This is a genomic window from Rhizobium sp. AG855 (genome assembly GCF_003610655.1).
Taxonomy (GTDB): Bacteria; Pseudomonadota; Alphaproteobacteria; order Rhizobiales; family Rhizobiaceae; genus Allorhizobium; species Allorhizobium wuzhouense.
In genome coordinates this window covers 344,792-367,773 of record NZ_RAQG01000005.1, presented here as the reverse complement: position 1 = coordinate 367,773, position 22,982 = coordinate 344,792, and the positions used below count along the sequence as shown (strand labels likewise).

Below are 22,982 nucleotides of genomic sequence, written 5' to 3'. Positions count from 1 at the left end.
ACCCTGACGCCGGCGCGCCGGCAGGGAGAAGCGCATGCGGAAGACCTATGATGTCGCCGTCATCGGCGGAGGACCCTGCGGCGCCATGGCGGCCGAACGACTGGCGGAAATGGGCCACAGTGTCGTCCTTGTTGACCCCGACAACCGCATCAAGCCCTGCGGCGGAGCCATCCCTTCGCGAGCGCTTGTCGACTTCGCAATTTGCGATGACCAACTGGTCGCGCGGGCAAACGCCGCCCGCATCATCGCGCCATCCGGGCGAAGCGTCGACATGACGATCGGTGACATCGGTTATGTCGGCATGGTCGATCGTGCCACGTTCGATCCCTATCTGCGCCAACGCGCGGCCGAAGCCGGTGCCAACCGCCTGACCGCCGAGCTTGAAGCCGTTCGCGACGGCGACCAGGGAGTGCTCGAATTTACGCTGAGCCCGACAGGGGGCGAGGAACGCGACCGTTCCGCCATTCACATCACTGCGCGTCGTGTGATCGGTGCCGATGGTGCGAATTCAGCCGTCCGCCGTCTGATGTTTCCTGCCGCGCGCAAGCCGCCTTATGTCTTCGCCTATCATGAGATCATCGAGACTCCGGTCGACCACTTGCCCGACGGTTTCCGAGCCGATCGATGCGACGTCATCTATGACGGCCGGATTTCGCCGGATTTTTACGGCTGGGTCTTTCCACACGGCAAACACACCAGCATCGGCAGCGGGACTGCGGTCAAGGGACACAATATCCGGGAGGCCACAATCAAGCTGCGGCAGGCTGCAGGGCTTGGCGACTGCAAAACCATTCGTCGAGAGGGGGCACCTTTGCCGCTCAAGCCCATGAAGCGTTGGGACAATGGCCGCAACGTGCTTTTGGCCGGCGATGCCGCCGGCACAGTGGCCCCGTCCTCAGGAGAAGGCATCTATTACGCCATGCTCTGCGGCCGTCTATCGGCCGAGGCCATGCATCAGTCTCTGCTCCTGAACAGCGGCAAGCCTCTGGCGGAGGCACGCCGCAGCTTCATGCGAGCCCATGGGCGTGTGTTCTTCATTCTCTGGATGATGCAGACGATCTGGTACCGCAACGACCGTCTGCGCGAAAAATTCGTCGCCATGTGCGCTGACCCCGATGTGCAGCGGCTGACCTGGGAATCCTATCTCAACAAGAAGCTCGTCCGGCGTGATCCGCTGGCGCATTTGCGCGTTTTCACCAAGGACCTCGCGAAGCTCTTCGGCATTCCGGCGTGGCAGAGATGACGGCGTGGCTGACCGCATTCTTCACCTCCGGCTGGGTCAGCGTGATCGCGATCCTCGTGCTGTGGACGGTCACGATCGCAGCTGCCCGGCTGTCGCCTGCACCCCGCGCCACTCTGCGCGCGCTCCTGGCCAATGCCGTCTCGGGAAGCGCATTGCTTGCGGCATTCGGCAGCGCGATGCGCCAGGGGCCTATCCTGTTGCTCGCCGGTCTTCTTGCGCTTTCGCTGATCGCATTTCTGCTGGATTTGCGCGCCAGGCTCTCCGCTCAGGCGTCCGGATTGAGGCGTCGAACGGAATGATTGAGGCTGGCTGCAGCCGTTACCCAGGCGAGATAGGGCACGAACAGCAATGCAGCGAGCGGCACCACGGACCATGCGGCGACAATGAACAGGGCCACCGAGAGCCAGAGTATGGCGACATCAACAAGTGCAAGATCCATGCGCCGCAGGCCAAAAAAGAAGAAGGACCAGAGTGCGTTCACCACGATCTGCAAGGTCCACAGCCCCATTGGCAAGGACCAACCGGCGGTCGTCCAGACCAGCCAGCCGGCATAACCGATCATCACGTAGAGGATGGACCAGACGACGGGAAAAGCCCATTTCGGCGGCGTCCAGCCGGGTTTGCGCAGGGTCTCGTACCATTCTCCGGGCTTGAAGATGGCGCCGCTGGAGGCGGCCGCAAGCACGATGACAATAAAGACGACTGCTGCCATGATCCGGCTCCCGGTCTGTTTGCGTATTATCAAAAGCGAACTGCACGTGTGCGGTTCCGCAGAATGCACCACGATGCAAGACTGACCATCCAGCGCCCTTGCGCAGATGGCGAGACTTCATGCCAGCAATACATATGATTTTTATCCGCGATGCCATGGGAGGATACCAATGTCGAGGATTATTGTAGCCGCATGCACAGCCGCCGCACTGCTCTTGTCAACCAACGCCTTTGCCCAGGAAGGCGACGCCGCTGCCGGCGCAACGGTGTTCAAGAAGTGCGCCGTCTGTCACAACATCGATAGCGACAAGCAGAAGGTCGGCCCGTCGCTTCAGGGCGTGATCGGCAGGCAACCAGGCACTGCGGCAGGCTTCAAATACTCCAAGGCCATGACCGATTTCGGTGCGGGGAAAGTTTGGGACGAAGCCCTGCTGACCACCTATCTCGCCGACCCTCGTGGCGTCGTGAAGGGCACCAAGATGGCCTTTCCCGGCCTGAAGGATCCGAAGGACGTCGCAAACGTGATTGCCTACGTGAAAACCTTCAGCCCGGCTCAGTAAGCTGCGTCTTTCGCTCCGCCGGGATGAAAATTCCGGCGGAATCTGCGACCAAAGTGTAAAAAAAAGTTTACATATCGCATTTCTTCTCCGAAGATGTGCCTATTGGACCATTCTCAGGCAACGACTTCCGTAAGCGCCAGATTGGCAAATTCGAAAGCAGCAAGCCGCGAAGAATTGGCCACATGCGTGGGAGGAGAGCGCAGTGGGTCTGTCTTGTGCGAATGATGTCGCCACCCCTTTGCTCGACCAGGTGAGATCTCCGGACGACCTGAAGCGTATGGACCGCAATGCGCTCTGTCGTTTGGCGGGAGAGCTCAGGGACGAGACATTGCGCATCGTTTCGGAAACCGGCGGCCACCTCGGATCCAGCCTCGGCGTCATAGAGCTTACCGTCGCCCTGCACACCATTTTCGACGCCCCAACGGACACGATCATCTGGGACGTCAGCCACCAGTGCTACCCCCACAAGATTCTGACGGGACGGCGCGAGCGAATGCGCAGCCTCAGGAAGAAGAACGGTCTCTCCGGCTTTACCCGCCGCCTCGAAAGCGCCTTCGACCCCTTCGGGGCCGCGCATTCGTCGACTTCGATTTCGGCCGGCCTTGGATTTGCGACAGCCCGTGACCTTAAGGGTGAGGACGGTCACGTCGTGTGCATCATCGGCGACGGCGCGATGTCGGCGGGCATGGCCTTCGAAGCCTTGAACAATGCGGGCACGTCCAACCGCCCGCTAATCGTGATCCTCAACGATAACGATATGTCAATCTCGCCCTCAACCGGTGCGTTGACCAACCATCTGGCCGAGATCCGAAAAGGAGCAGAAGTCGTTGCGGGCAATCTCTTCAGCAATTTCGGCTTCGACTACCGTGGGCCGGTGGATGGCCACGATCTTGATGCCCTTCTCGCCGTGCTTGGCGAGCTCAAGTCACGGACAGGCGGCCCGGTTCTTCTGCATGTGCGCACACGCAAGGGTGCCGGCTATGGCCCGGCTGAACAGGCCGCCGACAAGTATCACGGCGTCAATCCCTTCGAGGTGACAACCGGCATCCAGCAGAAGATACAAGCCAAGGCGCCGAGCTATACGAAGGTTTTTGCCGATGCTTTGATCGCGGAAGCGAATGTCGATAACCGAATTGTTGCAATCACGGCAGCCATGGCATCGGGTACAGGCGTCGACCGCTTTGCAGCGACCTTCCCCGAGCGCGCCTTTGATGTCGGCATTGCCGAACAGCACGCAGTCACCTTCGCCGCAGGACTTGCCGCGAGCGGCATGAAGCCGTTCTGCGCCATCTATTCCACCTTCCTGCAGCGTGCCTTCGACCAGATCGTCCATGATGTCGCCTTGCAGCAGCTGCCGGTGCGCTTCGCGATCGACCGGGCCGGGCTGGTGGGTGCCGACGGACCGACCCATGCGGGTGCGTTCGACATTCTCTACCTGGCCAACCTGCCCGGCTTCACGGTCATGGCCGCGAGCGACGAGGCGGAACTGGTCCACATGGTGGCGACGGCCGCTGCCCATGACCAGGGGCCTATCGCCTTCCGCTTCCCGCGCGGCGAAGGCACCGGCACGCCCTTGCCGGCACAGGGCGAGCTGCTCCCGATCGGCAAAGGCCGCATCGTCGAACAGGGGAGCCAGATCGCATTGCTGTCGTTCGGCACTCGGCTGGGCGAATGCCTGAAGGCACGGCGGCTTCTTGCCCTGGAAGGGTATTCGGTGACGGTTGCCGACGCCCGCTTTGCAAAGCCGCTTGATACTGCCCTGCTAACCGATCTGGTCGAAAACCACGTCATGCTGGTGACCGTCGAGGAAGGCTCGACCGGCGGGTTCGGTGCACTCGTCCTGCATCATCTGGCCAATCGCGGCATGCTGGACGGTCGCTGCGCAATCCGCACGCTGACATTGCCCGACACCTTCATCGCTCAGGCAAGCCCTGAAGACATGTATGAAGAGGCAAAACTGACGGCCCGGCACATCGCAGCGGCCGCACGGACAGGCGCAATTCCTGTTCGCACATCCGCCGATCTCCGGCGCTCTGCCCGCGCCGGTCAACAGGAATTGCCGGCTCGTTTGCACCGCGCAGAGGATCGCTGAACTAAACCGCAGGACGCCGGTCAGCGTATAAGACTACGATCGGTTTGGCGACAGGGAAAGAATGAGGTAGTATCCCATCGGGATGAGCGGATCCGCCCAAGCCGATGACCGGGAGGGTAACATGGCGGGTGACAAATTCGGGGGGCCGCCGAAAGGGACCGGCGATCCACCCCAAAGGAACGATGGGAAATCGGCCCACAACACCGGCGATCCGAGGCTCTCGAGCCTCGAACAACGCGTGCTCGAAAACGCCATACGAGGTGCGGTCCCTAGAATTGTAGGGGCAGCGCACAAAGAATTGGTGACGGATCTGTCCGATGAGGCCATGCCTTCGGATATCGACTTTCACCTTCACCCGGAACTCGATCCAAAGGCGCGCCAGCTTCCCGGAACGGAAACGGCGATTGGTTATCGCGGCGCGCTCTCCGCCGCCCTGATCCAGGCCGATCCGCGAGGCCATCGGGACATGATCGACGAGCTGCAGCGCAGCGACATTCCCATGCATACGCTGGCAATCCACCTCTTCTCGCCGGTCGCAGCGCAGCTGGGCAGGCTTTGGTGTCACGACGAAACGGACTTCATTCAGGTTGCCGTGGCATCCACGCGGCTTGGCATGATCGTCAACCATCTCTCACAGAGCCGCAGCCAGACCATTCGCGACCGCCAGCGGTCTCGACGCGTGCTGCTGGCTCGAACGCAAGGCGCGATGCACACCATCGGGGTCTCGATCGTCGCCTCCTGTTTCCGGGACATGGGATGGGATGTCGATGGCGGCGCCGATCTTGAACTGGACGACAGCCTCTATATGCGGCTTTCCAATTCGTCCTATGCGCTGCTCGGGATTTCCGTCGGTCGTATCGACGAAGTCGAGCAATGTGCCGAGGCTGTGCGCCGGATCCAATCCAACCGCGCCTTAAGCAGAATGAAGATCGCGCTCGGTGGCCCCGCAGTCATGAAGCACCCCCTAGCCTTCAACGCGATCGGCGCCGACATGGTGGCAAAATCCGCGCTTGAAGTGATGCATCTGGCAGACCGGATTGGCGCCTGAGCCATCGCGTCCGTTAAAACGCGAAACGCGCTGCGACGGACGCGGGCACGGATAGCGAGATATGGCGAGGCTGGCGGCAGCCTCTTTCTTTCGAGTGCTTTGCGGCCTTCCACTCATGACCACAGTTCCGGATTCGGGTCGTCACGCGCGTTCCGCGTCGATGCGCTGTTCTGTCTCCTGATCGAACAGATGCAGATGGCGCGGATCGAAAGACAGGCCGATGACCTGCCCGTGGCTCAAGGTCTGTCGATCGCCGACCACCACGCTGATTTCAGGCACTGTGGCCGATGTGATGTACGTGGTTGATCCCGTGCTCTCGACGACTGCGACCGGCAGCCGCAACATCGCATCGTGATCCGGAACGATGCGCAAATGTTCGGGGCGAAGACCGACGATGAGCTTGCTGACCTGCGGAACCGGGCGATCGAGCGTGACGACCTGCTGTGTCCCAAGGTCGAGTATCAGGGAACGCCCATCCGGCCCCGGCAAGGCGGGAATGAAGTTCATCGCAGGCGAGCCGATGAAGCCCGCCACGAACTTGTTGACCGGGCGGTCGTAGAGATCAAGGGGGGCGCCCTGCTGTTCGATCACACCCTGGCGCATGACGACCACATGATCGGCCATGGTCATCGCCTCGATCTGGTCATGGGTGACATAGACGGAGGTTGCCCCGAGCCGGTCATGCAGGGTCCGGATCTCCTTGCGCATATGCACCCTCAGCGCCGCGTCGAGATTGGACAAGGGCTCGTCGAAGAGAAAGGCCTTGGGATTGCGAATGATCGCACGGCTCATCGCGACGCGCTGGCGCTGACCGCCGGACAGCTCACGCGGGTAACGATGCAAAAGGTTCGACAACCCCGTGGTCGCCGCGACTTCCTCTGCCGCCTTTTTCGCCTCGGCTTTTTTCATGCCGCGGATGCGCAAGGAATAGGTGAGATTCTGCTCAACCGTCATATGCGGATAGAGGGCATAGGACTGAAACACCATGGCCAGATCGCGCTTGCGCGGCGGCACATTGTTCATTCGTTCGCCAGCAATCATCAGATCACCGGCGGATATCGTCTCCAATCCGGCCAATGAGCGCAAAAGGGTCGACTTGCCGCAACCCGATGGCCCAACCAGCGCGACAAAGGAGCCTTTCTTGATCTTGAGGTCGATATCGCGCAGGGCGTGATAGGCGCCGTAATATTTGTTGACACCCGAGAGTTCGATCTGGTGGGTCATTTCAGGGCTCCGGAGGTCAGACCGGAAACGATCCGGCGCTGCAGTAGGACAAAGACGGCGAGGATCGGGGTCACATATATCGTGGCAAAGGCCATGATGTTGTTCCACTCATTGGTGTTCGGCCCCATGAAGGAATTCAGCCCCACGCTGGCCGGCTGGTATTCGGCGGCCTGGATGATCGACTTGGAATAGACGAACTCACCGAAGGCCTGCATGAAGATCAGGATGGCAGAAACCAGGATGCCGTTGCGGGCAAGCGGCAGGACAATGTGGAAGAAGGCGCCAATGCGCGAATTGCCATCGACGAGGGCCGCCTCTTCCAGCTCCATGGGCACGCTCATGAACGTGGCGCGCACCAGCACGACGAAGAAGGGCATGCTTTTGGCAGCAATCGCGATGATCACGGCAATCCGGGGATATTCCAGCATGCCGACCTGAGAGAAGCCGACGAAGATCGGCGTGATCATCAGCGATGCCGGCAGGACCTGCAGCATGAGGATCAGGAACAGCCCGACATCGATCCAGCCATTGCGGTAACGCGCCAGTACATAGGCGCAGCCCGTGCCCAGCACCGTGATCAGCGTGACGGCACCGAAGGCAATGACCAGCGAGTTCCACAGGTAGCGCCCCATGTTCCGGCTTTCCCAGACATAAGGAAACGCTGCCCATTGCGGATCACTGGGCCAAAAGCTCGGTGGTGTCGCGAACATCGCCGATCCGGTCTTTACCGTGGTGATGTACATCCAGTAGAGCGGGAAAAGATAGATCGCCGCCAGCACGATGGCGATGGCAAGCATCAAGCGGTTGCGTGCAGTATCACTCATCCGCGGATCTCCTGCCGGGTCGAGCGGACATAGACGATGGACGCCAGCATCACGAAGATGATCATGATGACGGAGATGGTCGCGCCGCGCGCAAAATCATATTGCCGGAAGGAAAGATCCCAGGCCCAGTACTGGGCGACATTCGACGAGTTGTTCGGACCGCCGGACGTAATGGCGGCGAAGAGGTCGAACTGCTGCAGTGTGAAGATCAAGCCGAGCGAGATGACCGCGCCGATGGTGGAACGCATCATCGGAAGCGTGATGGTCCAGAAGCGCTGCCAGACATTCGCACCATCGAGCTCGGCGGCCTCGTAAAGATCCTTCGGAATGCCGGAGAGGCCTACCGAAAGCAGGATCATGTTGAACGATGTTCCGAGCCAGATATTGGCGATGATGACGGCCCATAACGAATACTGCGGATCGGAGCGCCAGAATATGTTGGAGGAGATAATGCCCGTCTCGCGCAGAAAATAGTTGAAGACGCCGAAATCGCCCGAAAGGATCCAGTTCCAGACAGCGCCCACCACCAGCCCTGGCATGATCCAGGAGACGAGGAACAGCCCTCGCAACCACGAGGCACCGGGAAAATTGGTCCAGAAGAACAGGGCCAGCCCGAATCCGATCACGAACTGCCCGGCAATCGAGGCGGCGACGAAGATCGTGGTATTCGCAAAGATCGGCCAGGTTTCCCGCTGGGAAAACAGCGTCACATAATTCTTGAAGCCGACGAAGGGACGGAAAAAGCTGCCCAACGAAAACATGTCGACTTCCTGGAAGCTCATCAGAACATTGTAGAGAAGCGGCAGGCCGGACATCAGAAGCAGGAAGCCGAGCGGAAGCGCGACGAGGCCGATATCGAAGCCGCGCCCGTCCGTCAGGCTGGATATAATCTTGCGCATGGATGTCTCCGCACAGGCGCTCATGGCTCCGGTCGGGCCGCCCCCGCAACTGGGGAACGAGGACGGCCCTCCGGGAGGTTCAAAGAGCCGGCGGTCGGGACATCTGATCCCATTCCGCCAGCCGATCGGTCAGCCGGTCACGGCACTGATGGTTTCAGCGGCTTGATCGAGCGCGTCCTTCGGCGACATCTGGCCGGTAAGCGCGGCCTGGATGGCATCCTGGATCGCCTTGGAGATCTTCGGCCATTCCGGATGCGGCCCACGTGCCTTCGCGTATTTCAGCTGCTCCTGGAAGACCTTCAGCGCGGCGTCCTTCTTCTCGTTGCCGGTCGGCGGCAGCGAGATGTCGGACCGGGCCGGAAGCTGGCCATATTTCTCGAACATCTTGTCGTCCTGCGAGGCAAAATACTCCAGCGCCTTGAACGCTTCATCCGGATGTTTGCTGTTCGCGAAGATCGCCCAGTTGAAGTCACCCATGGCGGACGAACGTTCCGCCCCGACCTCAGGCACCGGCAAGAGGGCCACGCGCCAGTCAAACTTGGCTTCGTCCGACATCCGGTTCAGTTCCCATGGACCGGAGATTGCCATGGCGGCATTGCCGGAATTGAAGGTGCCGGTCGAATCCCACTGACCGCGTGTCAGGCTATCGGGCGAAGCAAGCTTCTCATCCAGAATGGTCTTCCAGGTTTCCAGCGCCTTGACGGCTCCGTCGGTATTGATGTGCTGGTAGCTGCCACCGCCCATCTGGGCCCAGGGAAGGAACTGGAACGTGCCCTCCTCATTGCCCTTGGCCGAGAAGGCGAGACCGTAGACGTTCTTGGCAGGATCCGTCAGCTTGCGGGCGGCATCGATGAGTTCGGCCCATGTCTGCGGCGGCTTGTCGGGGTCCAGCCCCTTCTCCTTGAACATGTCGGCATTGTAATAGAGCGCGATCGTATTGGTTGCCTTCGGCACACCGAAGAGCTTGCCATCCCAGCTGACGGAATTCAGCGGGCCGGCAAAATAATTTTCGGGGTTGATGATTTCGGATTTGGCAACGCGATCCGTCACATCGAGAAATGCGCCACGCGAGGCAAAAAGCGCATGGTCGGGATTGTCGATGGCGATGATATCGGGCGCCTGACCGGTCGAATAGGCGCGCATGGCTTCGCTGACCACATCGTCGAACTGGATGAGGCGATACTCGACCTTGATGCCGGGTTCCTTCTCGTCGAATTCTTTCGCCAGGTTGAAGGCCGGCTGTTCCGGCTTGTCCAGGCTCCAGATGGTAATGGTGACTTCTTCCTGCGCATGGGCAGCCAGCGCCAGTGCGGATACGGAGGCAAGCGCCAATGCGCCCGCCACGAGGCTCTTTCGAATAGACATGCTCTCCTCCATTGTTGGACCATTGATCCGCGCGGCTTCCTCCAAGCCGGGCGGCAGTCTTCATTGCGGGTCGATGACGAAGTCCCCACCCCGGCAATTCTTCAGATAATTCAGCGCGTGCACCTGCCCTGTCATTTCCAGCGCATCACGATAGACAGGGTCATGCCAACCCTCGATGTCGATCGAACCGGACCAGCCGGCGAGCCGCAGCTCGGAAATCACATCCGTCCAGTTGGTATCGCCGAAGCCGGGCGTGCGCATGAAAACGAAGGGATGTTTGCCAAATACACCGTGTTCGCGGATCACATCCCAGCGGATGGTCGCGTCCTTGCCATGCACATGGAAAAACTTGTGCGCCCATTTGCGGATCTGTGGGATCGGATCGATCAGATAGACCATCTGGTGGCACGGCTCCCATTCAAGCCCGATATGCTCGTCCGGTGTCTCGTTGAAGATCAGCTCCCAGGCGTCGGGATTGTGCGCGATGTTCCAGTCGCCCGTCTGCCAGTTGCCGTCCATGGCGCAATTTTCGAAGGCGATCTTCACGCCCTTGTCCGCCGCGCGCTTTGCAAGCTCGCTCCAGATCTCGCGGTAACGCGGCAGGCTCTCGGTCAGCGGCCGGTTGCGGATGCGGCCTGTGAAGCCGGCGATGCAGGTCGCCCCGAAATGATGGGCGTTGTCGATGCAATCCTTCCAACCCTGAAGGGTCTGGAGGTCCATGTCCTTCTCTTCCAACGGGTTCCCGAACATGCCGAGCGTCGACATGGTGATGTCGCGATCGCCGATCGCATCCATGCAACGCTTTCCGAGCTCAGCGAGATCCTGGCCGTTTGTCGTCTGCCAGAAGAAGGGCTCGAAGCTCTCGAAGCCGAGTTCGGCGATCTGGCCGATCCGCTCAGCCGCCTTGCCGCCGCTGGCGCTGACCATGGTTCCGACGCGTATGGAGTTTGCGGGATTGCTCACGGGTTTAAAGTCCTTCGACTGAAATACTGACGGGAAGTCCGGTCCGGGCGCTTTCAATCGCACCGAAGACCATGGAGAGGCTCTTGATGTTGTCGTCGCTGACCGTTTCCGGCCTGCGGCCGGTTTTGATCGCGTCGATGAATTCGGCCAGCACGCTGCGATGTCCGTGGGTCTGCTCTTCATCCGGCGCCATGGGGATGGGCACGACCTGATGGCCGCGCAAAAGACCCGGATCGCTGCCGGCAAGGGTCGCTTCGAAAGCCTCCTCGCCGTCCCAGGTCAGCATGCCCTTCGAGCCCACCAACCTCCAGGCGCTTTCCCAACTGGTGCGGCGCCCCTCGGCGCACCATGATCCCCGGTAGGTGAAAACGGCATCACCCGAGAGCGTGAAGATCGCATTGGCCGACGCACCATGGGCGTACCAGGAACCCGACGGGTTCGTCTCCACACAATAGACCTTGAGCGGCTGCTTGCCGGAGACAAAACGTGCGGCATCAAAGGTATGGATCGCCATGTCGAGAAGAAGGACATTGTCCATCGCTTCGCGGAAGCCGCCGAAATGCGGGCCAATGAAGAAGTCGCAATGGATGCCGGAGACCTCACCGATCAATCCATCTTCGACGGCGCGACGCAGGCGGCGGACGCCGGAGATATAACGGCGGTTTTGGACCACGGCATGCACCCGGCCCGTTTCCGCAGCCAGCGCCAACAGAGCCTTCGCTTCGTCCATGGAGGCGGCAAGCGGCTTTTCGGAAAGAACGTGGCAGCCGAGGCGAAGGGCCGTAGAGACAACCGAGAAGCGGGCAGAAGGCACGACGACGTCGAACAGAATGTCGGCACCGGTCGCATTGATAACGGACGCCAGATCCGTGTCGATCACCACATCATCGAGACCAAATTCAAGTGCCAGTGCCTTGGCAACCGACAGATCGAGATCAACGAGGCCGACGATCTCCACCTCCTGCTTCAGTTCGGAACTTGACTGCAGCGCTCGGAGCCAGCCCTTGGCCATGGCTCCGCACCCGCACAAAACGGCCCTTAATGTCACTCTACCCTCCCAAAGAATGCCCGGAGCTCCTTCTCCGCACATCCCGTAAACGTTTACGACACTATGAACGAGACGCCGCATGTGTCAATAGAGATTTCGTAAACGATTACGGCGCGGTTCCTTGGAGGGGTCATGAAGGGCATCCGGCAACTGGCGGAACATCTCGATATCTCCATCGGCACCGTCTCACGCGCGCTGAACGGCAAGCCTGATGTCAACGAAGAGACCCGCCGTCGCGTGCTCGAGGCGGCTGAAGAACTGGGTTATGTTGCCAATCAGGCCGGCCGCTCGCTCCGCAAGGGGGCGACCGGCATCATCGGCTTCATGATCCAGACGGGTCACGACATCACCGGCCAGGGCGACACCTTCTTCATGCGGGTCTTCGACGGCGTGCAGACGGTCCTGGCGCGCCACAAGCTCGATCTCGTCGCCCTTTTGTGTTCATCCGAGGAAGACCCGGATGACTATCTCAAGCGCATCGTCGCGCGTGGCTTCGCGGATGGCATCATCCTCTCAGCAACCCGCTTTCAGGATCCGCGCTTCGAATTGCTGAGCAGGGCGAAAATTCCTTTCATCACGCTCGGCCGAAGCCAGACCGATGTGGGCCAACCCTGGTACGACCTCGACTTCGAGGGCATGGCGGAGGATGCCTTGGAACGTCTGGTCGCCAACGGCCATCGGCACATCGCGATCAGCCGTCCGCATGGCGACATCAACCTCGGCCATGTCTTCGAGGATCATTGCCGGCTCATCCTGGCACGTCACGGACTTGAACTGCAGCCGGCGCATGTCTACCGCTCGGGGCCGAACGAGCCCGGCGGCTACCAGGTCGCGCAACAGGTGATGAAATCGCGCGACCGTCCGTCCGCCATCATCCTCCTCAACGAAGCGACTGTCGTCGGTTTCTATCGCGGCCTTCAGGAAGCAGGGTTGAAGCCTGGCCGGGATATCGCGGTCATCGGCCAGTACAGCCCCCAGGCACAGTTCCTGCATCCGGTGATGACCTGCTTCCGGCCCGATCTCAGGGCTCTTGGCATTGCACTCGCCGAGAGCCTGCTGGCCACCATGCCAGACTTCGCGCATCACTATCCGGATGCCACCCGCCGCCGGCTTTGGCCCATGACACTGATCGAGGGCGAAAGCGGCTGATAACCGCCATCACTGAGCGTTGGATGCAATATAGGCGCGCCAGCCACCAAGCTGCGTGACCTCCTGCGCGCCCTCTATGGCATAGGGCTCGCAGAGGAAGCCCGAGACCTGACTTCCGTCGTCGAGGGTGACCTTGCCGATTCCGAGCGGTGCGGGGATGTTCTGGACGAAGCGGCCGAAGGCAGCGGGCGTCACCTTCCAGACCTCCACCTCCAGTCCCTTGCCGGCGAAGCCCGGCTCGCGGATCAGGCCCGGCTTGGGCGGCGTGGTGTTGGGCAGGACGAAGAGGCGGTAGTCGCCGGCGGTGCGGCAGGTCTTCACCAGTCTGCCGCCCGGGCCCGTCAGTTCGTGGTTGAGCGGCATGCCGGTCAGATGCGCGCCGACGACCATGATCGTGACGAGGCCATCGTCGGGTTCGGCAACCTTCGAGGCTTCCGGCAGGGCCGCCGTCTTGTCCTTGCCCATGCCGGACTGGGCGGCGCGGTGCATGGCATCGGCAAAGGGCGCCAGCGCATCGTCGGAGAAGGAGGGGCCGAAGAAGGTCACGCCGCTGGGGAGACCATCAGAACCGAAGCCGCCGGGCACGGCGATGGCCGCATAGCCGAAGAGATTGGCGAAGTTGGTATAGCGACCGAAATGGCTGTTCTTGACGATCGGGTCTGCGAGCATCGCCTCGACGGTATAGGTGGTCGGCGAGGTCGGCAGCATCAGCACATCGAGCTTTTCCCATTCGACAAGCGCCTTCTGGCGGAGATGGCCGAGCTTGTACTGGCCTTCGAAAGCCGCCACCGCATCATAGGCCTTCGCGCCTTCGATGATGGTGCGCACCGTCGGGTCGAAATCCTCGGCATTGGTGCCGATGAACTCCTTCACCGCAGCCAGACGCTCGGCCACCCAGGGGCCGTTGTAGAGCAGTTCGGCCGCCTGTCGGAACGGCGCGTAGTCGAAGGGAACGATGGTAGCCCCGAGTGATTTCGCCCGCTCGATCGCCTGATCGTAGAGGGCTTCAACGGCCTTGTTCCCGAAGAACTCGCGCTCGGCTCCTTCGAGGACACCGATGCGCAGGCCTGAACCCGGCAGGGACGCTGGCGACGCCTTGCGGGAATAGGGATCACTGGCATCATAGCCATCCATGATCCTGCGGATCGCGACACCATCGCCGACGGTCGCAGCAAAGACCGTGACGACATCGACACTGCGGCAGGCCGGCACGACGCCGACATTCGGCACGAGGCCGGGCGTCGGCTTGATGCCGACGAGGTTGTTGAAGGCGGCGGGCACGCGTCCGGAACCGGCGGTGTCGGTGCCCAGCGCAAAGCTTGCGAGGCCCGCCGCAACCGTGACGGCAGAGCCGGACGAGGAGCCGCCCGAGACATAGGCCTTGTCGAAGACGGAGCGCGGGGCACCATAAGGGGAGCGTGTGCCGTTCAGGCCCGTCGCAAACTGGTCGAGATTGGTCTTGCCGATGACGATGGCACCCGCAGCCTTCAGTCTTGCAACGACCGTTGCGTCCTTCTCCGGCTGGTAGGCGAAGGCCGGGCAGGCTGCGGTGGTCGGCAGGCCTGAGACATCGATATTGTCCTTGACCGCGAAGGGCACGCCCCAGAGCGGCAGACTGTTCGGCTCGGGCGCGCGCTCCATCAGGGCCTTTGCGGCTGCCCGCAAATCCTCGTCCGGGGTCTGAGTAATGAAGACCGCCGGATCGTCGGAGGCCTTGCGGCGGGCGATCACCTCCTCGACAAGGTCGAGCGGCGTCACACCGCTGGCATAGGCGGCCTTGAGCGAAGCGAGATCAAGAATAGTCGGCAGCATTACAGATCCTCCAAGATGACCAGGACATCGCCGGCCTTGACGTTGCGACCCGGCCCGGCACGCAGATCCCGGACTTTGCCGGCAGCATGGGCGGTGACGGTGATTTCCATTTTCATCGACTCGATGATGGCAAGCGTGTCGCCTGCCTGCACGGACTGGCCTTCTTCGACCAACAATTTCCAGACATTGCCGGGCACGGCACTTTCCACCCCGAAGCAGCCTTCGGGGATATCGCCGCCGAGGCTAACGCCCGCGCCGTCATCCACCTGGAAACTATCGAGCCCTTCGTCTTTCCAGCGCTTTCGCTCGGCCTCGAAGGCCGCCTGCTGTCCCTGCTTGAAGGCACCGATGCTCTCTGCGTTGCGGCCCATCTCCGCCTCGTAATCGGCATAGGAGAAGGTGCCCTCCTCGATGCGGATCGGATAACCGCCATGCGGGAAGGCGGCGCGGGCTTCCCTCAGTTCTTCATGGCTCACGGGGAAGAAGCGGATCTGGTCGAAGAAATCGAGCAGCCAGGGCTTGTCCTTGGCAAAGACATCCGTCTGCCGCCAGGTGTTCCAGACCTGGATCGTGCGGCCGAAGAGCTGATAGCCGCCCGGCCCTTCCATGCCGTAGATGCACATATAGGCGCCGCCGATGCCGACGGCGTTTTCCGGCGTCCAGGTGCGGGCCGGATTGTACTTCGTCGTCACCAGCCGGTGGCGCGGATCGATGGGGGTTGCGACCGGGGCACCGAGATAGACATCGCCGAGGCCCATCACGAGATAGGAGGCGTTGAAGATCGTGTCCTTCACCGCCTGCTCGTCGGGGAGCCCATTGATGCGGCGGATGAACTCGATGTTGGAGGGGCACCAGGGGGCGTTCGGGCGGACGAGTTCCTGATACTTGCGCATGGCCAGTTCCGCATCCGGATCATTCCAGGAGAGCGGCAGCCAGACGGTCCGGCTCGGCACCTTGACGGCGGAGACCGGAGGCAGGCTTTTCTCGATCTCGGCGAGTGCGCCCAAGAGTTTCGAGCGCGACAGCGTGGTGCTGTCGTAGTGGATCTGCAGCGAGCGGATGCCGGGCGTCAGATCAATCAGGCCCTGAAGCCTCGCCTGCTTGACCGCCTGCATCAGCAGGTGCACGCGCATGCGGATGCCGATATCGAGCTGCATCGGGCCGTATTCGACCACCAGGTTGTCGTCGCCCTGGCGGCGGTAGACGACGGGGATCGGGCCGGTATCGTGGGAGGCGAGGATGGGAGAGCCGAAGGCGGTGTGCCGAGCCTTACCCCCCTCTGCCCTGCCGGGCATCTCCCCCACAAGGGGGGAGAGCGGGGAGGCGGCCGTCTCGCCTGCCGCATCGGCTGAATTGGACGTGATCTCTTTTGCAGTCTCAGGCGAGGCCGGCGATGGACCACTCTCCCCCCTTGTGGGGGAGATGCCCGGCAGGACAGAGGGGGGGAAACCGGGCACGGAACCTGCGGAGAGGACACCATCTTCCTCACGCGCGACGGCATGGAACCGGATCTTGTCTCCCGGCTTGAACTGGCCCATCTTCCACTGCTCGTCGCGGGCAATCACCGCAGGGCAGACGAAGCCGCCGAGGCTTGGGCCGTCGGGGCCGAGGATGATCGGCATGTCGCCGGTGAAATCGATGGCGCCGATCGCATAGGCGTTGTCATGCAGGTTGGAGGGGTGGAGCCCCGCCTCGCCGCCATCGGTGCGCGCCCATTTGGGTGCCGGGCCGATAAGGCGGACGCCCGTGCGCGCCGAGTTGAAATGCACCTCGTAAGGGGTCGAAAACAGTGTCTCGATGTCTTCCTCCAGGAAGAAGTCGGGCGCGCCATGCGGACCGTAGAGCACACCGACGGACCACTCGCGGGTCAGTTCCGCCGGCTCGGTTGCCGGCAGGACATCGGTCTGGCTGCTACGCGCCAGCCGCAGCACATGGCCGGCCCGCAACGTGCCGGTGGCATTGCCGCCGAACTGGCCGAGGCCGAAAGTGGCGCGGGAGCCCATGACCAAGGGCGCATCGAAGCCGCCGGAGACCGCCAGATAGGCACGCTGGCCGGCACCGGTGATGCTGCCGATGGCCAGCGTCTGGCCAGCCTTAACCTCGACCGCCTGGTTATGGGGCAGATCGAGGCCGTCGAGCTTCATCGGCATCACCGCGCCGGCGAGCGTGATCACGGTATCTGAGAAGAATTTCAGCACTGGCCCGGAGACGGTGAGTTCCAGAGCGGCCGTATGATCGTGGTTGCCGACCAGCCGATTGGCATGGCGGAAGGAGCGTTCGTCCATCGGGCCCGAGGGCGGTACGCCGACATGCCAGAGGCCGAGGCGGCCCGGCAGTTCCTGGAGGCTTGACTGCGCACCGGGGGCGATCACCTCGACGACATCGGGTACGAAGGCGAAATCCTTCAAGGCCGTGGTCGCAACATCGCCGCTGCGGAACAGATCGGAGGCGGCGATGGCCTTCAGATATTCGAGATTGGTCTCGATGCCGGCAAGCGAGGTTCTTTCCAGCGCGGAGGAGAGCGCCGCAATGGCTGCGTTACGATCCACGCCCGAGACAATCACCTTGGCCAGCATGGGATCGTAGAAGGGCGTGACTTCGGTTCCCGTCTCCACCCAGCCATCGACGCGAATGCCATCGGGAAAGACCACTTCGGTCAGCAGGCCGGCCCTCGGGCGGAAACCGGCATGGGGCATTTCGGCATAGACGCGCGCCTCGATCGCGGCACCCTTCGGCACGAGGTTTTGCCTGCCCGTCAGTACATCCTCGCCAGCGGCCTGGCGAATCATCCATTCGACCAGATCCACACCGAAGACGGCTTCCGTCACCGGATGCTCGACCTGCAGTCGGGTGTTCACCTCGAGGAAGTAGAATTCCTCGCGGGCAGGATCATAGATGAATTCGACCGTGCCGGCGGAAGCATACGCCACCTGCTCTCCAAGCGAGACGGCAGCGGCATGCAGGCGCTGGCGCACGGCATCGGACAGCCCGGGGGCCGGCGTTTCTTCGATGACCTTCTGGTTCCGGCGCTGCAGCGAGCAGTCGCGTTCACCGAGCGCGATCACCCTGCCCTTGCCGTCGCCGAAGATCTGCACCTCGACATGGCGGGCCTTGGAGACGAAGCGTTCGAGATAAACGCGGGCGTCACCGAAGCTGGATTTTGCCGTGCGCTGGACGGTGTCGAAGGCTGCGGCAAGCGCCTCGGCACTATCGCAGAGATGCATGCCGATACCGCCGCCGCCGGCGGTGGATTTCAGCATCACGGGATAGCCGATCTGCTCAGCTGCGGAGAGCGCCTCTTCCCGGCTGTCGAGCAGGCCGGAGCCGGGCAACAAGGGCACGCCACTCGCCTTGGCCAGCTCGCGGGCCGTGTGTTTCAGGCCGAAGGCGGAGATGTTGTCCGGCGTCGGACCGATGAAGATGATGCCTTCCGCCTTCAGCCGTTCGGCAAAGCCGATGTTCTCCGAAAGAAAACCATAGCCCGGATGCACGGCTTCAGCACCCGTCTGACGGCAGGCGGCAATGACGGCGTCGACGTTGAGGTAGCTTTCGCTGGCGGGTGCAGGCCCGAGGCGCACAGCCTCGTCGGCCATCAGCACGGGTTTCGAAAAGCGGTCGGCATCGGAATAGACCGCAACGCTTGCGATCCCCATTTTCTGCAGCGTCTTGATGACGCGCACGGCGATCTCGCCACGATTGGCAATCAGAACCTTTTTGAACATCAGGCTGCCTCGTCATCCCAGACGAGCACCCGGATCGGCGTGGGATCGAAGCCGTTGCAGGGGTTGTTGATCTGCGGGCAATTGGAAATGACGAGCAGCACATCCATATCCGCCTTCAGCTCGACATAGTCGCCGGGGGCGGAAATGCCGTCCACGATGGTCATCTCGCCTGAGGGTTCGATCGGCACGTTCATGAAGAAGTTGATGTTCGGCACGACGTCCCGCTTGCTCATGCCATGTTTGGACACCTCGATGACGAAGTTGTCGCGGCAGGCATGCAGGTATTTCGTGTTGTGGCCGAAGCGGACCGTGTTGCTTTCGCAGGAGCAGGCGCCGGCAGAGGTATCGTGCCGGCCGCAGCTGTCGGCGGTCACCGTCAACATCACCCGGCCTTCGTTGGAGATCACCTTGGTTCCGGTGGAGATATAGGCCGCCCCCTGCTCGCGCATGGTGTCCTGGCTGGAATAGCGCTCGGAGAAGTCATGGGCGTTGTAGAAGAGCGTATCGACGGCCTGCTGGCCATAGCTGTCCTCGATGCGCACCACCTGACCCTTTTTGATGAAGGTCGAGAAGGGCGCTTCGGCAGCGATATAGTGATCCTGCGCGGTGTTGGAGAGCGTGCGGGCGGGAGAGGTCTGGATAAAACTGGTCATGGTCGCCTCTCCTCTCACAGGGCCGCAAAGGCGTTGTTTTCGAAGCCCCTGACAGCTTCGGCGGTGGCGGTCCGGCAGAGGTCATCCGCCGCTGGCTCAATGGCCGCGATCCTGAGGACGCTGACGGGATTGGGGGCGTAGACCGGGTTCGGATCAAGCGGGTGCGGGCAATTCGAGAAGCCGGCGATCATGTCCATCTCGGCACGCAGATCGACATAGTCACCATCGGACACGAGATCCGGTTTCCACTCGAATTTGCCATCGGCATCGACACGGACAGGTGCGAAAAGGGCAAGCGCTGCCGGAATGTCGCGCTTGTCGAGGCCTGATTTGGTGGCGATCAGCACGAAGTTGTCGCGGGTGTTGCGCAGCGCCGGACCGTTCTGGCCGGCATATTTCTTCGCGTTAGAGGAGGCTGTCGAGCCGCCCATCAACACGTCATGGGCGCCGCAGCTGTCTTCGGTGATCGAGAACATGACCTTGCCCATGTCGGAGAAGATGACACGGCCCTTTCCAAGCCCGGTGGTCCACTGCACTTTGACGGTGTCCGGCAGGTTCATGCGCTCGGTTGGGTCCTCGGCATTCCAGGCGACGACTGATACGGTCGAAAAACCGTCGTCGAGCGCGATGCGCAGCGTCTCGTTGGCCTTGACGCGGATCCACCAGTACCAGCCACCGGGCAGCTTCTCCTGGTGCACGATCTTATCGGCAGCGATTGCGGGTGCAGGTTTGGCGCTCTCGGCCGGCAGCGCCTTCGGTGCGAATTCCAGCCCCTTCTTCTGATGCTCCTCGTAGCGCGCCCGGTTGGCGGCGATCTCTTCGGGGGAACGTCGGATATGCATTGTCATCTCCAGTGGTTTCGTTGGCCGGGTCGTCCCGGCTATTGACCCTGTGAAGAGACCGGGCCGTCCCGGTCGGGGCGAAAGAGGGAGGCCTCGCCCGCCTTGCGGGTCGGCCAGATGGCGATGTCGCGGGTGATCGTCGCGCCGTAGCGGAGCTTTTCCTCCGGGCGGTCGCGGGGACGCTCGAAGGCAACGACGCGGGTAGCCAGCGTGAAGGCCTCGCGCATGTCATGGGTGACCATGACCACGGTCATCGGCGCTTCGTGCCAGAGCTTCTTCATCAGCGTGTGGATTTCAGCCCGAATACCCGGATCAAGCGCGCCGAAAGGTTCGTCGAGCAGCAGAACCTTGGGTCGCATGATCAGCGCCTGGGCGAGTGCCAGTCGCTGCTGCATGCCGCCGGAGAGCTGGGCGGGATACTTGTCCTCGGATCCGGCAAGCCCGACCGCCGCGATCATTGCGCGGGCTTCGTCCTCAACCGCGCGCTTCACGGCACCGAACAGGCGGGCGGCGACGCGCGAGGCTTTCAGCTCCTTGCCGAGCATGACATTGCCGAGCACGGTCAGATGCGGAAAAACGGAGTAGCGCTGGAATACCACGCCCCGGTCCGGTCCCGGCTCTTTCGGCAGGGCCAAACCATCGAGCAGAATCTCGCCCTTCGTCTGCCGTTCCTGGCCGAGCAGAAGACGCAGGAAGGTAGACTTGCCGCAGCCGGAAGGGCCGACCAGCGCGACGAAGGCTCTGGATTCGATCTCGATCGAGACATTCTCCAGCACGATCTGGTCGCCATATTCCTTCCAGAGGTTCTTGATGGAGAGCGCGCTCATTTGCCCTTCTCCAGTTCGGACCAGGGGAAGACGGCGATGCGCAGGCGATCGAGCAGGATGTCGGTGAGGATCGCGAGCAGCGTGATCCACAGGACATAGGGGAAGATGACGTCCATCGAGAGATAGCGACGGACAAGGAAGATCCGGTAGCCGAGGCCGCTGTCGGAGGAGATCGCTTCGGCGGCAATCAGGAAGAGCCAGGCGGGGCCAAGCTGCAGGCGGAGCGTGGTGATGAGACGCGGCAGGATCTGCGGCAGCACCACACGCAGCGCGATCTGCCAGGAGGAGGCCGAGAGTGTTTCGGCCTTGACGATCATTTCACGCGGCAAGGAGATGGCTGTTAGCGCCAGATCGCGGACCATGATCGGTGCTACGCCGATGACGATCAGGGCGATCTTGGAGGCCTCACCGAGCCCCATGACGATGAAAAGGATCGGAAGCAGCGCCAGCGGCGGGACCATGGAGATGGCACCAACGAAGGGAGACAAAGTTGCCCGTGCATAGGGCAGGATACCGATGACGAGGCCGAGGAGCATCGCGATCGTGGTGGCGATGCCAAGCCCGGCAAAAAGGCGCCCCAGGCTCGCCCACGTATCCGACCAGAGCAAGTATTCGCCGGTTCGGACGTCAGCCGTGAAGGCCATGCGGTTCACACCGTCCCAGACGGCGGCAAAACCGGGCAGCAGCTTGTCGTTCGGGTTTTCGGCAAGCCGTTCAGCCGAACCGATCATGTAGGCGCCGAGCACCAGCACGAAGGGTAGAAGCACGAGCGTCAGGCGCGCGCCATTTCCGGGATGAGCATTGATCCAGCGCATCGACCACTCCAGGATTTCAGGGAGGCGTGAGCCGCCCGGACGACATCGTCAACCGGGCTGCATTGATCTGCCTCAGAGCGCACCCTTGGCGGCCGCGTCCATGTAGGTCGTGGTGAAGCGGAACTTGACGTTCTCCTTGTCGCCAAGAACCGAGCCGTCCGCCAGTTCGATGCCGATGACATCGGCAGACGACGCGCCGCTGCCGAGAAGGCCCTTTTCGAAGAGGAAGTTGCGGACGAGATTCATGGTCTTCGAGAGATCCGGAGAGGCCGCAAAGGCAACCGCATCGGCCGGTTTGTCGAAGAGCTTGGTGGCGGCCATCTGCGCCTCGAAGCCGGCGAGATCCGTCCCGGAAGCCGTTCCCATCGCAGTCCGGACCGTCTTGCTCTCTTCGGTCTGCGCCGTCATCACGGCCATGGTATCGTACCAGATCCCGGCCAGCGCCTTGCCGAAGTCCGGATTGTCCTTCAGCACATCCGAATTGGCGACCATCAGGTCGATGATTTCGCCCGGGATCTGCGAGCTGTCGAAGACCTTCTTCGCAGATGCGTCTTCCAGTATCGTTGAGACCAGCGGATTCCAGGTGACGACAGCGGTCACGTCAGGCGTCTGGTAAGCGGCAACCATGTCGGCATCCGAGGTGTTGACCACCTTCACATCCCGCTCGGAGGAGCCGATGCTTTCGAGCGCGCGGGCGAGCAGATAGTGGGAGACCGAGAACTCGACGAGATTGACGTTCTGGCCCTTCACGTCCTCAAGCTTGTCCTTGTCCTTGAGGACCAGGGCGTCATTGCCGTTCGAGAAGTCACCGACGATGACGGCGGTCGTGTCGACGCCACCGGCGGCCGGGATCGACAGGCCATCCATGTTGGTGAGGGTCACCGCGTCGAAGGCACCGGCGGTATACTGGTTCATCGATTCGACGTAGTCGTTGAACTGGGTGACCTCGATGTTGATGCCGTATCTGTCGGCCCACTTCTTCACGATGCCGGTGTCGTTGGCATAGCCCCAGGGCATCCAGCCTACATAGATCGACCAGGCCACCTTGAAGTCTTTCTTCGGTGCGGCTTCGGCGGGCCTCATCTGGCCGAAGGCAAATGCGCCGGCCAGCGCGGTGATGGACAGGAGTGTCTTGACAGTCTGCATGTAGAAATTCCCCTTTTGCGTCTTCAAAAAGGGATCGGC

The 22,982-nt window shown here is 61.9% G+C and carries 19 protein-coding genes and 1 pseudogene; 6 read left to right on the top strand and 14 right to left on the bottom strand.

Annotation, left to right across the window (positions count from 1 at the left end; translation table 11 throughout):
• The first annotated feature begins 34 nt into the window (after positions 1 to 34).
• Positions 35 to 1,243 (top strand): geranylgeranyl diphosphate reductase, encoded by a 1,209-nt coding sequence (locus DFO46_RS20930; RefSeq protein WP_120278917.1) that lies wholly within the window; start codon positions 35 to 37, stop codon positions 1,241 to 1,243.
• Positions 1,231 to 1,542 carry a hypothetical protein gene (locus tag DFO46_RS20925; protein ID WP_147412786.1) on the top strand — a complete coding sequence of 104 codons (312 nt, stop codon included), beginning with the start codon at positions 1,231 to 1,233 and terminating at the stop codon, positions 1,540 to 1,542. The genes DFO46_RS20930 and DFO46_RS20925 overlap by 13 nt, the downstream gene beginning before the upstream one ends.
• Here the strand turns inward: DFO46_RS20925 and DFO46_RS20920 are convergent.
• The gene (locus DFO46_RS20920) at positions 1,509 to 1,955 is read right to left on the bottom strand and encodes a TspO/MBR family protein (protein WP_120278915.1); all 447 of its coding nucleotides are present in this window, start codon (positions 1,953 to 1,955) and stop codon (positions 1,509 to 1,511) included. The two genes, DFO46_RS20925 and DFO46_RS20920, sit on opposite strands and share 34 nt — an antisense overlap.
• Positions 1,956 to 2,124: 169 nt before the next feature.
• Between DFO46_RS20920 and DFO46_RS20915 the strand changes: the two genes are divergently transcribed.
• From DFO46_RS20915 to DFO46_RS20905, 3 genes are all read left to right on the top strand, one after another.
• On the top strand, positions 2,125 to 2,514 hold the full coding sequence (locus DFO46_RS20915) for a cytochrome c family protein (RefSeq protein ID WP_110792872.1): 390 nt from the start codon (positions 2,125 to 2,127) through the stop codon (positions 2,512 to 2,514).
• 202 nt (positions 2,515 to 2,716) lie between these two features.
• Positions 2,717 to 4,606, top strand: a complete 1,890-nt coding sequence (locus DFO46_RS20910; RefSeq protein ID WP_120278914.1) for a 1-deoxy-D-xylulose-5-phosphate synthase — start codon at positions 2,717 to 2,719, stop codon at positions 4,604 to 4,606.
• Between the two features lie 301 nt (positions 4,607 to 4,907).
• The gene (locus DFO46_RS20905; protein ID WP_245408955.1) at positions 4,908 to 5,654 is read left to right on the top strand and encodes a cobalamin-dependent protein; all 747 of its coding nucleotides are present in this window, start codon (positions 4,908 to 4,910) and stop codon (positions 5,652 to 5,654) included.
• 141 nt (positions 5,655 to 5,795) lie between these two features.
• Here DFO46_RS20905 and DFO46_RS20900 read toward each other — a convergent pair whose 3' ends face one another.
• The 6 genes from DFO46_RS20900 to DFO46_RS20875 all read right to left on the bottom strand — a co-directional run bounded on the left by DFO46_RS20900 (position 5,796) and on the right by DFO46_RS20875 (position 11,977).
• Positions 5,796 to 6,878, bottom strand: a complete 1,083-nt coding sequence (locus DFO46_RS20900; protein WP_120278913.1) for an ABC transporter ATP-binding protein — start codon at positions 6,876 to 6,878, stop codon at positions 5,796 to 5,798.
• Positions 6,875 to 7,702 (bottom strand): carbohydrate ABC transporter permease, encoded by an 828-nt coding sequence (locus DFO46_RS20895; RefSeq protein ID WP_110792869.1) that lies wholly within the window; start codon positions 7,700 to 7,702, stop codon positions 6,875 to 6,877. The genes DFO46_RS20900 and DFO46_RS20895 overlap by 4 nt, the downstream gene beginning before the upstream one ends.
• Positions 7,699 to 8,601, bottom strand: a complete 903-nt coding sequence (locus tag DFO46_RS20890; protein WP_120278912.1) for a sugar ABC transporter permease — start codon at positions 8,599 to 8,601, stop codon at positions 7,699 to 7,701. Before DFO46_RS20890 ends, DFO46_RS20895 begins: the two co-directional genes overlap by 4 nt.
• Before the next feature lie 129 nt (positions 8,602 to 8,730).
• Positions 8,731 to 9,966 carry a sugar ABC transporter substrate-binding protein gene (locus DFO46_RS20885; protein WP_120278985.1) on the bottom strand — a complete coding sequence of 412 codons (1,236 nt, stop codon included), beginning with the start codon at positions 9,964 to 9,966 and terminating at the stop codon, positions 8,731 to 8,733.
• 60 nt (positions 9,967 to 10,026) lie between these two features.
• Entirely contained in the window at positions 10,027 to 10,929 is a 903-nt protein-coding gene (locus DFO46_RS20880; RefSeq protein ID WP_110792867.1) for a sugar phosphate isomerase/epimerase, read from the bottom strand.
• A gap of 4 nt (positions 10,930 to 10,933) precedes the next feature.
• Positions 10,934 to 11,977, bottom strand: a complete 1,044-nt coding sequence (locus DFO46_RS20875) for a Gfo/Idh/MocA family oxidoreductase (RefSeq protein ID WP_120278911.1) — start codon at positions 11,975 to 11,977, stop codon at positions 10,934 to 10,936.
• Between the two features lie 132 nt (positions 11,978 to 12,109).
• On the opposite strand from DFO46_RS20875, the gene DFO46_RS20870 reads away from it, so the two are divergent.
• The gene (locus tag DFO46_RS20870; protein ID WP_110792865.1) at positions 12,110 to 13,126 is read left to right on the top strand and encodes a LacI family DNA-binding transcriptional regulator; all 1,017 of its coding nucleotides are present in this window, start codon (positions 12,110 to 12,112) and stop codon (positions 13,124 to 13,126) included.
• A 9-nt stretch (positions 13,127 to 13,135) separates the two neighbouring features.
• On the opposite strand, the gene atzF is transcribed toward DFO46_RS20870, so the two are convergent.
• The 7 genes and pseudogenes from atzF to DFO46_RS20835 form a co-directional block, all read right to left on the bottom strand.
• Complete coding sequence (gene atzF / locus DFO46_RS20865; protein WP_120278910.1) at positions 13,136 to 14,938, bottom strand: allophanate hydrolase; 1,803 nt, start codon at positions 14,936 to 14,938, stop codon at positions 13,136 to 13,138.
• Entirely contained in the window at positions 14,938 to 18,660 is a 3,723-nt protein-coding gene (locus DFO46_RS20860) for a 5-oxoprolinase/urea amidolyase family protein (protein ID WP_120278909.1), read from the bottom strand. Before DFO46_RS20860 ends, atzF begins: the two co-directional genes overlap by 1 nt.
• Positions 18,660 to 19,313, bottom strand: a complete 654-nt coding sequence (locus DFO46_RS20855; RefSeq protein ID WP_120278908.1) for an urea amidolyase associated protein UAAP2 — start codon at positions 19,311 to 19,313, stop codon at positions 18,660 to 18,662. The genes DFO46_RS20860 and DFO46_RS20855 overlap by 1 nt, the downstream gene beginning before the upstream one ends.
• A 14-nt stretch (positions 19,314 to 19,327) precedes the next feature.
• Complete coding sequence (locus DFO46_RS20850) at positions 19,328 to 20,155, bottom strand: urea amidolyase associated protein UAAP1 (RefSeq protein ID WP_183041981.1); 828 nt, start codon at positions 20,153 to 20,155, stop codon at positions 19,328 to 19,330.
• A 4-nt stretch (positions 20,156 to 20,159) separates the two neighbouring features.
• Positions 20,160 to 20,982, bottom strand: a pseudogene (locus DFO46_RS20845) (ABC transporter ATP-binding protein); the annotation flags it as partial.
• On the bottom strand, positions 20,979 to 21,797 hold the full coding sequence (locus DFO46_RS20840; protein ID WP_120278905.1) for an ABC transporter permease: 819 nt from the start codon (positions 21,795 to 21,797) through the stop codon (positions 20,979 to 20,981). The gene DFO46_RS20840 and the pseudogene DFO46_RS20845, both read right to left, overlap by 4 nt.
• A 72-nt stretch (positions 21,798 to 21,869) precedes the next feature.
• Positions 21,870 to 22,943 (bottom strand): putative urea ABC transporter substrate-binding protein, encoded by a 1,074-nt coding sequence (locus DFO46_RS20835; RefSeq protein WP_120278984.1) that lies wholly within the window; start codon positions 22,941 to 22,943, stop codon positions 21,870 to 21,872.
• Positions 22,944 to 22,982: the final 39 nt, after the last annotated feature.